This window comes from Acidocella sp. (assembly GCF_035535915.1).
In the GTDB taxonomy this organism is placed as follows: domain Bacteria; phylum Pseudomonadota; class Alphaproteobacteria; order Acetobacterales; family Acetobacteraceae; genus Acidocella.
This window is the reverse complement of the sequence record NZ_DATLPB010000034.1, coordinates 1-9507: the sequence shown is the minus strand read 5'-3', so window position 1 is coordinate 9507 and position 9507 is coordinate 1. Positions and strand designations below refer to the sequence as shown.

Sequence of the window (9507 nt, the reverse complement as noted above, 5' to 3'; positions counted from 1 at the left end):
CGGCGCAATTCGGGCTCGGTCCGGACCCCTTCAACCCGCACGACAATATCATGGCCGGCACCGCCTATATCCATGAGATGTATTCGATCTACGGTTCGCCGGGCTTCCTGGCCGCGTACAATGCCGGGCCCGGGCGGTTGGATGAATATGTCAACCAGCATGTGCCGCTGCCGCAGGAGACGCAGGCCTATCTGGCCATGATCGCGCCGCACATCGCGGGCGATTATCCGGGCGGAAACAGCGCGGACGTGCAATTGGCGTCAAATGCCCAGCCAGAGACCGGCGGCGAGGGGGCGGCGACAAGCGCGCTGCCGCAGGCGCCGGAGAGTGCCCCGCCGCAGCCGGTGGTCGTCGCCCAGGCGGCGCTGCCGGCCCCGGTGGCAAGCGCCCCCGCGCCGGCCCCAGCGCCGGTGCCAAGCGTGCCGTCTCCGGCGCAGGTGGCCGCGTTGGTATCCGGCACGACGGACTCCTCGATTTACGTCCCGCCGCCCCGTGCGCCGGCGCAAATGGCCGCTTCGCCGCGGCCGCATTTTTCGCTGGTCCCCGCCGCCATGGCCGACACGCCGTCGCCCGTGTACCGGCCGCGCGCCGTACCGGCACATGAAGATGCGCCCGAGGGACTCGGCGGCTGGGCCATTCAGGTCGGGGCCTATAACAGCCCCGGCGATGCCAAGGCCGCGCTCGGCATCGCCGAGCTCACCGCCGACCGGATGCTCGGCAAGAGCCAGCCCTTGGTCTCGTCGGTGTTCGTGCACGGCCACACTTATTACCGGGCGCGGTTCGCGGGGCTGGCGCACGATACGGCGGTGAGTGCCTGTGACCGGCTTTCCTCCAGTCCGACCGGCTGCAGGGTGCTTTCGCCCGGCGACCGGTTTTAAAAAGGAAGAAAGGAAGCAGCCGCTTTTTTGAAAAAAAGCGGCGCAAAAAACTTTTGTTTACGCTGGGCCTGAGGCGTTGAACCGGCATGGGCCCAAAGTAAACAAAGTTTTTTTGCTACTTTTTGTTCACAAAAAGTAGCGCTTCCTTTTTCTTCAGACTGCCCCGTTGGCCAGCAACGTCGCCCGCACCGCCTCGGGCGGCACGTCGCTGCTGGTGAAGGCGCGGCCGATGCCGCGGCTGAGCACGAAAGTCAGCTTGCCGTTGCGCATCTTCTTGTCGCGCGTCATGTGGGCGATCAGCCTGTCGGCTTCGAGCCCGTTTATGCGCACCGGCAGGCCGAGTTCGGCCAGATGTGCGGCGATGCGCGGGCTGTCTTCCTGTGGACACAGGCCAAGCGACGCGGAGAGATGCGCGGCCAGCACCAGCCCGGTCGCCACCGCCTCGCCATGCAGCAGCCCTTTGCCGTAGCCGGTTTCCGCTTCCAGCGCGTGGGCGAATGTGTGTCCCAGATTCAGCAGCGCCCTTCCGTCATTCGGCTTGGTCTCGCGTTCGTCATCGCCGACCACTTCGGCCTTGAATCTCACGGCGCGGCGCACCGCCTCGGCCAGAAGCCGGGAATCGCCCGCCAGCATGGCCTTGCCATTGGCCTCGCACCAGGCGTGCAGGTCGGCGTCGGCGATCAGCCCGGCCTTGAAAATCTCTGCATAGCCGGCGGCAAGTTCACGCGCCGGCAGGGTGGCAAGGACTCCAGTATCGGCCAGCACCATGATCGGCTGGTGAAAGGCGCCGATCAAATTCTTGCCCTGCCGGGCGTTGATGCCGGTCTTGCCGCCGACGCTGGAATCCACCTGGGCCAGCAAGGTGGTCGGAATCTGGATGAAGGGCAGGCCGCGCAAGGTGGCGGCGGCGGCGAAGCCCGCCAGGTCGCCGATCACCCCGCCGCCCAGCGCGACGATGCTGGTGGCGCGGTCGACCTTCTGCTCCAGCAGCTGGTCGACCACGTGCTGCCAGGTCGCGACGCTCTTGGAGGTTTCGCCGGGCGGCACGATGATCGCGGTCTGGGCGATGCCGACCTCGTCGAGGCTCGCCTGCAGCGTTGCCAGATGCAGCCTGGCGACGGTTTCGTCGGTGACGATCACGCAGCGCGGCTGCGGCATGACCGGCGCGATCAGCGCCCCGGCGCGGGGGAGCAGGTCGGCGCCGATCACCACCTCGTAGCGGCTTTGCGAGAGCGTCACCGGCACGCGCAGCGGCGGGGCATAGGCGGCGATGGCGGCGATGACTTTGTCGGTGGTCACGTGGGCCGGGTCCTCTGAGCCGTCGACGATGATGTCGGCCTGGGCATAGAACGGGCTGCGCTGCGCGGAAAGCCGTGCCAGCGTCTCGGCTGGGTTGCCGGCATTGAGCAGCGGCCGGTGGGTGCGCCCCTGGGTCCGGGCGAGCAGGATCGGCAGCGCGCAGCGCAGCCAGACCGAGAGGCCCCGTTCACGGATCATCGCGCGGGTTTCCGGGTCCATATAGGCGCCGCCGCCGGTGGCGAGCACGATGCGCCTTCCGGCCAGCAGGCGCTGGATCACCCGCTTTTCCCCGGCGCGGAAATGCGCCTCGCCGTGCTGGGCGAAAATCTCCGCAATGCTGGTGCCCGCGGCTTTCTCGATTTCGTGGTCGGCATCGTGGAAAGGCAGGCCGAGCTGCTCGGCCAGCCTTTTGCCGATTGCCGTTTTGCCGGCGCCCATCAGGCCCACCAGTACGATGCTGCGTTCGGCCTTGGGGAGGGGGTCACTGTTGTCTTGCATGTTGCCCGAGGCTTATCACAAGATCGACATGACGATAGATGGCCCCACCGAAGCCTTCCTGGAAATGCTCGCGGCCGAGCGCGGGGCGGCGCGCAACACGCTGGCGGCGTACCGCACGGATCTCGAGGATTTTTCCATTTTTTTCGGTGCAGGGGCGGCACAGGCCAGTGCCGCGGACGTCAGTGCCTACCTGGAATCGCTGCACGCCAGCGGCCGCAGCGCGCGCACCGCGGCGCGGCGGGTCTCGGCCTTGCGGCAATTTTTCCTGTTCCTGCTGCGCGAGGGGATTCGCGCCGACAACCCGGCAGCGGAGCTCGCCACGCCGCGCCTGCCGCAATCGCTGCCCAAGACGCTCAGCGAGGCGGAAGTGGACCGGCTCTTCATCGCCGCGCGGGAGATCAAGGGCATGCCGGGCCTGAAAACCCTGGCCGGGCTGGAAATTCTCTACGCCACCGGGCTGCGCGTGACCGAGTTGCTCAGCCTGCCGGCGGCGGCGCTGGCCACCGATGCGGCGATGCTGCTGATCAAGGGCAAAGGCGGGCGCGAGCGCATTGTGCCGCTGTCGGACGCTGCCAAGGAGGCTGCCGGCGCCTTACGCGCCGGCTATGGCAAGCAGAAGCCGCGCTATCTTTTCGCCGGGCGCGACCTCAAACAGCCGATGACGCGCCAGGGTTTTGCCTTGCTGCTGAAGCAGGCGGCGCTCGCCGCCGGCCTCGACCCGGCGCGGCTCTCGCCGCACGTGCTGCGGCATGCCTTCGCCTCGCATCTGCTGGCCCATGGCGCGGATCTGCGCAGCCTGCAGAAACTGCTCGGCCATGCCGACATCGCCACCACGCAGATCTACACCCATGTGCTGGCGGAGCGGCTGCAGCGCCTGGTGGAGGCGCATCACCCGCTGGCGCGGGTTTAGCGCCTCGGGACCCGTTGTTACCGCTGAAGCGCGTCGACGCCGATGTGCCATTTTTTAAAAATCTTGGCGTAGCTGCCATCGGCCATCATGTCGTGCAGGGCGGCCGTGAGCCGGGCGTTCAGTCCGGGCTGATCCTTGGAGACGCCGATGCCGGTGAGGATCTTAAAATACGGCGCGCCGCCGACTTCGAACTGGTCCGGCTGCAAGGCGGCGTAATACAACGCCGTTTCATACGCGACGCCATAAGCCGCCACCTGGCCGAACTGCACCTGTTGCAGCGCTGGCGCGTTGTCGGGGAACATCACGATGTTGACCGGCGGCTTGCCTGCCGTTTGCAGGGCCGTGTTCGCCTGCTTCAGCAGATCGGTCGCGGTGGTGCCGGTCACCGTCGCCGCCTTCTCGCCGGAGAGCGCCTGCGGCCCGCTCAGCTTCGGCGTGCCGGCCTTCATGATAAAGCCTTCCTGCGAGTACATATACGGGATCTCGTCGATCACCTTCAGCCGCGCCGGCTTGATGAAAAGCTGCGACATGATGGCGTCGCAATGGCCGGCGAGCAGCGCTGGAACCAGCCCGGCAAACGGGATGTTCACCCATTTCGCGGTCACGCCGAGGCGCTTGGCCAGCGCGTCGCCCAACTCGATATCCACGCCTTCCGGCTGTTGCGAAGCTGAGAAGAACTCCATCGGGGGCAGGTTGACGGCGCTGCAGAATGTCAACGTCTTGGTGGCGGTAACATCCGCCGGCAGTGCGGCGCTGGCAGCCTGCGTGGAACGCGGCGCGGCCAAGGCGGCAATGCCGAGAGCGGCCAAACCGAGATAGCGGGTACGCGAAAACAGCTTCATGACGGCAACCTCCGGGATCAAAATGGCGCAGGTTGCGCCGAAGCCGGAGTTGAACACTCGTTACGGTCAAGAACAAGCTGCTTTTGGTCAGAAAAAATGCAAGTTAGGACGGTCTCGATCCGAAACAAATCAGATGGCGCCCAAAAATCTTCATAACAGCCTAAATTACGGGCATAAATTTACCAGGCGCTAGTCCAACAGGCTGAACCAGACCGCAACGTGCTGGCGTCGACACCACCAGGGCCCAAATTACAAAAGTTTTTTTGCTACTTTTTGTTCACAAAAAGTAGCCTTTCTGTCTTTGCTCAGCACTTCCCGCCGCAACCGGTCGAGCCACGACCCGCGATGCCGGGTTTCATGCGCGCGTATATAGGTCCGCATCACTTTCGGCATTGGTTGTCCGCGGGGGATGCCCGCGCGCCAGGCCGCGGCGATGCCACGGAGCGCCGCCGGCAGGCAGCCATTCACCGCGCCATGCAGGGCGTAGGCGGCCATGCGCGGGGCGAGGGCGCACCAGGAGGCGCCCCATTTGCGGCTGATCAGCAGCCGGTTGCGGACATAGGCGGTCATGCGCGCGCCGTCCCAGCCGATGCGGGCGGCGACGGCGGGGCCGTGCCGAACCGCCAGCGCGCCGTCATAGGCGATCCGCCATTGCAGGGCGATCGCGGCCAGGCAGAAATCATATTCCTCCCAGGTGAAGAACAGGCTGGGGTCGTAGCCGCCCACTGCCTGCCAGGTGGCGCGGCGGATCGCGTGGCCGGCGCCGACAAAGGTGGTGGTGTCGAATGTTTCGCGAAATTTCGGCCGCAGCAGCTGGGGGTAACCCCAGCTCGACAAATCCGGCGCCGTCCCGTCCGGGCCGAGGATATTGAAGCCGAGCGCGCCCAGATCCGGCCGGCGGCGAAAGGCCTTGAGCGCGCCGGCGACGGTCCACGGGGTGTGGAACACCGCGTCATTGTCCAGCCCGACGATGATCCGGCCATGACCGCAGCCGCTCAGAAAATTCCGGCCGCCGCCGACCCCGAGATTTTGCGTGGACCGGTACAGGGCAAAACGCGGCGTGGTGGCGAAAGCAATTGTCAGGGCCTGGATGGTCTCCGCGCTGGAATTCTGATCCAGCACGCTGACGTGAAAAACGCCGCCGCGCTGGCTTAAGGCCGAGCGGATCGCGGCGCATGTTTCCGCCGGCCGCTCCAGGCACAGAATCACGATATCCGCATCATAGGACTCGGGGCCCGGCCTGTGTCCGGCGATCAGCCGCGGCGCCTCACCAGGCATTTTGCGGCCGCAAAATGGCCGGGACGGTGCGGATCAGGATCATCACGTCCAGCCAGAGCGACCAGGAATGGATATATTCGAGGTCGCTCGCCAAACGCTGTTCCAGCGTCGTCACGTGCGGGGTGGCGCCGCGCTGGCCGCGAATCTGCGCCAGCCCGGTCATGCCGGGCTTCACCCGGTGGCGCAGCCGATAGAGCCGCACCGCATCCTCGAACCGCACGCCTTCCACGGCGGTTTCTGGCGCGTGCGGGCGCGGCCCGACCAGCGACATCTCGCCCTTGATCACGTTGATGAGCTGCAACAGCTCGTCGAGAGAGGTGCGGCGCAGAAACCGCCCGATCTTTGTGACCCGCGCATCGCCGGGCTGGACCTGGGTGAAGGGCGCGCCGGGCGTGAACACCAGGGTGCGGAATTTCAGCACGGTGAAAGCCCGGCCCTGCGCGCCGATGCGCGACTGCCGGAAAATCACCGGTCCGGGGCCGCTCAGTTTCACCAGCATGGCGGCGAGCAGCAGCAGCGGGGCGCAGGCGAAGAGCAGGAGCACGGCCAGGGTCATGTCGAACAGCCGTTTCGTCAGATTGAGCGAAGAGACGAAATCGCCCGCCACCCGCACGATCCGGTACGTGTCGGGCTCGCTCAGCAGGAATTTGGGAAAGCTTCCGGCGATGTCGAAGCCGATCCAGATCCGCGCCGGCAGAGCGAGAAATTCGGCCAGCAATTCCGGCGCGGCGGTGAGGCGGTCCAGCCCCGGATGGTACAGGAACAGAATGTCCTGGATTTTTTTGTCGGCCAGCGCGCGCAGGCGGCGGTGGATGGCGTCCTGGCGGAGAGGGCCCGCGAGGAACATGATTTCGGGATTTTTCACTGAAATGCCTTGGGCATTCAAGGCCGAGAGCAGCCCGGCGGGGCAGTTGTCGTGGCACACGATCAAGGTGCGGCCCGCGGGGCCGGGGGGTGGGCCGGCGGCGCGGAAGCCGAGCGCGCCGCGGACCAGGCCCAGCGCGGCGGGGGTGAGAACCAAATCCGCCACGGTCCAGCGCCGTGTCAGGATGTGCGGATGGCCGAGCAGAAAGGCGAGCAGCAGCATCGCGGCGCTGGTGGCGAGGAAGCAGTTGATGGCCAGCCCCGCCGCTGACGCGGCCCGCAAACGCGTGGCGTAGCCGCCATGCGAGGCGATCAGCGCCACGGTGATCAGCGCCAGGAACGTCCAGAAAATCAGGTTGCGGGGCAGGTTTTCCGCGCTTTGCCGCAGCAGGCTGGCACAAAGCGGGATCGCCATGACCGCGCAGAAATCCGCGGCGGCGGCCCCCAGGCCGCGCGGCAGCTCCGGTATTGTCGGTTTGTGACATCCGCGCCTTGTCTTTGGCCCGGCGGCGGCATGTATGCCAGACATCCTGTCGCCCTCAGGTTGTTACGATTACGAATCGTTACCTGGGGTAGAAGTTAACGAAAAACTAATCTTTTTGAAAGAAAATAGTTAAACACCAGCCCGGCGGCGGTGCCGGCGATGATCGCCAACACCGGCTGCGCGCGGCAGAACGCGCTGACGGCGATGAGCGTGAAGAAGGTGCCGCGGTTGAAGATGAAGCCGACGAAATTGGCGGCAAGGAATTTCAGCCATTGCACATGCGCGGCGCCATGCGCCCGGTGGCGGAAGGTCCAGCAGCGGTTCATCACCCAGTTTGCCGTGGCGGCGACGATGAAGCCCAGCGTGCCGGCGGCATACAGGCCGAAATGGCTCTTCGTGGCATAGACGGTCGCGGTGTCCCAGCAGAAGCCGAGCGCGCCGACCATGCCGAAGCGGATGAAATCCGCGCTCAAGCCCGTGCGCGCCAGCAGCAGGACACCAGCATCGAGGAGCGACAGAACCTGCTGGGAAACGGAGTTTCGGGGCATCGTTAAGTCGGCGTAGAGCAAGACGCCCCGGCGGGGAAGCGCCGTAAAAGTTTTTGCCTGGCTTTTGGCCGAAAATGCGGCGTCTTTCTCCGCGGGCTGGCCGGCCCGCGCCGCGCATGGCGCGCTTGCCGGCTTGACGCTTCGGTCCCGGGGCGCTCACATGCGCGCGCAACGAAATTAATGGAGCCGAAGAATGCCCCAGCTTTCCCTGACCGTGAACAACCAGCCGGTAACGGCGGAGGTCGAGGCGAGGACGCTGCTCGTCGATTTTCTTCGCGGTCCGCTCGGCCTGACCGGCACGCATGTCGGGTGCGATACCAGCCAGTGCGGCGCCTGCGTGGTCAGCCTCGACGGCAAATCCGTGAAATCCTGCGCGGTGCTGGCGGTGCAGGCCGATGGCGGCCATGTCACCACCATCGAAGGCCTGGCCGCTGCGGACGGCACGCTGCATCCCATGCAGGCGATGTTCCGCGAACATCACGCGCTGCAATGCGGTTTCTGCACCTCCGGCATGGTGATGAGCGCGATCGATCTGGTGAAAACCCATCCCGAGGGCCTGACCGAGGCGCAGATCCGGCACGGGCTGGAGGGCAATCTCTGCCGTTGCACCGGCTACCACAACATCGTCAAGGCCATCGCCGCCGCCTGGCCGCTGATGCAAAGTGAGCCTTTGCCGTACGCGGCGGTATAGGGAGGGGGACGCATGTATAATTTCGACTATATCAAACCCCGCACCCTCGCCGAGGGCACGAAACGCCTCGCTGGCGACATGGAGGCCAAGCCGCTGGCCGGCGGCCAGACCTTGCTGCCGGTGCTCAAGCAGCGGCTGAACCAGCCGTCCGTGCTGGTCGATCTGGCGGGGCTGAATCTCGCCTTCATCAAACGGGTGGGCGGCAAGATCGAGATCGGAGCGATGACGACGCACGCCGAAATCGCAGCCGCGCCGGAGGTGCAACAGGATTTTCCGGCCCTGGCCGAGCTGGCCGGCAATATCGGCGACCGGCAGGTGCGCCATCGCGGCACCATCGGCGGCTCGCTCGCCAATAACGACCCCTCCGCCTGCTATCCGGCGGCCGTGCTGGCGCTGGACGCGGTGATCCGCACCAACCGGCGCGACATCCCGGCGGCGGAATTCTTCCAGGGCCTGTTCACCACGGCGCTGGAACCGGGCGAACTCATCACCGCCGTGATCTTCACGCCGCCCCAGCGCGCCGCCTACGTGAAGTTCGCCAACCCGGCGTCGCGCTACGCCATGGTCGGCGTGTTCGTGGCCAAAACCACTTCGGGCGCGCGAGTGGGGGTGACCGGAGCGGGGCAAAACGGCGTGTTCCGCCACACGGCGATGGAACAGGCGCTGGACAAGTCTTTCACCCCCGAGGCGCTGGAAGGTGTCGCCACCGACGAAGACATGATGAGCGCCGACATCCATGGCAGCGCCGCCTACCGGGCGCATCTGGTGGGCGTGATCGCCCGCCGCGCGGTGAAGGCTATCCAAGCATAGAGAGAAGGAAGGAAGCGCTACTTTTTGTGAACAAAAAGTAGCAAAAAAACTTTGTTATGCTGGGCCTGGGGCGTTGTCGCCGACAAGCCTCAGGCCCAGCGTCGTAAAAGTTTTTTGCGCCGCTTTTTTTCAAAAAAGCGGCTGCTTTCTTCCTTAATTCGCGAACGGATCCTGCACGAGGATCGTATCGTCGCGTTCCGGGCTGGTGGAGAGCAGGGTCACCGGCGCTTCCACCAGTTCTTCGATCCGCTTGACGTATTTGATCGCCGCCGCCGGCAGTTCCGCCCAGGAGCGCGCGCCGCGGGTGGAGCTTTCCCAGCCTTCCAGCTCCTCATAGATCGGCGTGGCCGCCGCCTGTGCCGCCATGCCGGCGGGCAAATGCTTATAGGCCTTGCCGTCGATCAT

At 65.7% G+C, this 9507-nt stretch carries 10 protein-coding genes; 4 read left to right on the top strand and 6 right to left on the bottom strand.

Going from position 1 to position 9507, the window contains the following annotated elements; translation table 11 throughout:
- On the top strand, positions 1 to 878 hold an 878-nt coding region (locus VNC39_RS04755), incomplete at its 5' end, for a transglycosylase SLT domain-containing protein (RefSeq protein ID WP_325396709.1).
- A gap of 153 nt (positions 879 to 1031) precedes the next feature.
- Here VNC39_RS04755 and aroB read toward each other — a convergent pair.
- The gene (gene aroB, locus VNC39_RS04750; protein WP_325396707.1) at positions 1032 to 2675 is read right to left on the bottom strand and encodes a 3-dehydroquinate synthase; all 1644 of its coding nucleotides are present in this window, start codon (positions 2673 to 2675) and stop codon (positions 1032 to 1034) included.
- 28 nt (positions 2676 to 2703) lie between these two features.
- Between aroB and VNC39_RS04745 the strand changes: the two genes are divergently transcribed.
- Entirely contained in the window at positions 2704 to 3585 is an 882-nt protein-coding gene (locus VNC39_RS04745) for a tyrosine recombinase (protein WP_325396705.1), read from the top strand.
- Between the two features lie 17 nt (positions 3586 to 3602).
- Here the strand turns inward: VNC39_RS04745 and VNC39_RS04740 are convergent, their stop codons facing one another.
- From VNC39_RS04740 to VNC39_RS04725, 4 genes are all read right to left on the bottom strand, one after another.
- A complete protein-coding gene (locus VNC39_RS04740; protein WP_325396703.1) occupies positions 3603 to 4427 on the bottom strand; it encodes an ABC transporter substrate-binding protein in 825 nt (274 codons plus the stop codon).
- Positions 4428 to 4676: 249 nt separating this feature from the next.
- Entirely contained in the window at positions 4677 to 5705 is a 1029-nt protein-coding gene (locus tag VNC39_RS04735; RefSeq protein ID WP_325396701.1) for a glycosyltransferase family 2 protein, read from the bottom strand.
- The gene (locus VNC39_RS04730; RefSeq protein WP_325396699.1) at positions 5695 to 7098 is read right to left on the bottom strand and encodes a sugar transferase; all 1404 of its coding nucleotides are present in this window, start codon (positions 7096 to 7098) and stop codon (positions 5695 to 5697) included. Before VNC39_RS04730 ends, VNC39_RS04735 begins: the two co-directional genes overlap by 11 nt.
- A 50-nt stretch (positions 7099 to 7148) precedes the next feature.
- The gene (locus tag VNC39_RS04725) at positions 7149 to 7601 is read right to left on the bottom strand and encodes a GtrA family protein (RefSeq protein WP_325396697.1); all 453 of its coding nucleotides are present in this window, start codon (positions 7599 to 7601) and stop codon (positions 7149 to 7151) included.
- Positions 7602 to 7794: 193 nt separating this feature from the next.
- Between VNC39_RS04725 and VNC39_RS04720 the strand changes: the two genes are divergently transcribed.
- Positions 7795 to 8292 carry a (2Fe-2S)-binding protein gene (locus tag VNC39_RS04720; RefSeq protein ID WP_325396695.1) on the top strand — a complete coding sequence of 166 codons (498 nt, stop codon included), beginning with the start codon at positions 7795 to 7797 and terminating at the stop codon, positions 8290 to 8292.
- 12 nt (positions 8293 to 8304) lie between these two features.
- A complete protein-coding gene (locus VNC39_RS04715) occupies positions 8305 to 9102 on the top strand; it encodes an FAD binding domain-containing protein (RefSeq protein ID WP_325396693.1) in 798 nt (265 codons plus the stop codon).
- Between the two features lie 153 nt (positions 9103 to 9255).
- Here VNC39_RS04715 and VNC39_RS04710 read toward each other — a convergent pair.
- A partial coding sequence (locus VNC39_RS04710) for an adenylosuccinate synthetase (RefSeq protein WP_325396691.1) occupies positions 9256 to 9507 on the bottom strand: 252 nt, incomplete at its 5' end.

What these genes read in the sequence shown, in the direction of transcription:
- VNC39_RS04720 (WP_325396695.1), top strand. Translation starts at nt 7,795, where the DNA reads ATGCCCCAGCTTTCCCTGACCGTGAACAACCAGCCGGTAACGGCGGAG.
- VNC39_RS04725 (WP_325396697.1), bottom strand. Translation starts at nt 7,601, where the DNA reads ATGCCCCGAAACTCCGTTTCCCAGCAGGTTCTGTCGCTCCTCGATGCT.
- aroB (WP_325396707.1), bottom strand. Translation starts at nt 2,675, where the DNA reads ATGCAAGACAACAGTGACCCCCTCCCCAAGGCCGAACGCAGCATCGTA.
- VNC39_RS04740 (WP_325396703.1), bottom strand. Translation starts at nt 4,427, where the DNA reads ATGAAGCTGTTTTCGCGTACCCGCTATCTCGGTTTGGCCGCTCTCGGC.
- VNC39_RS04715 (WP_325396693.1), top strand. Translation starts at nt 8,305, where the DNA reads ATGTATAATTTCGACTATATCAAACCCCGCACCCTCGCCGAGGGCACG.
- VNC39_RS04730 (WP_325396699.1), bottom strand. Translation starts at nt 7,098, where the DNA reads ATGTCTGGCATACATGCCGCCGCCGGGCCAAAGACAAGGCGCGGATGT.
- VNC39_RS04735 (WP_325396701.1), bottom strand. Translation starts at nt 5,705, where the DNA reads ATGCCTGGTGAGGCGCCGCGGCTGATCGCCGGACACAGGCCGGGCCCC.
- VNC39_RS04745 (WP_325396705.1), top strand. Translation starts at nt 2,704, where the DNA reads ATGACGATAGATGGCCCCACCGAAGCCTTCCTGGAAATGCTCGCGGCC.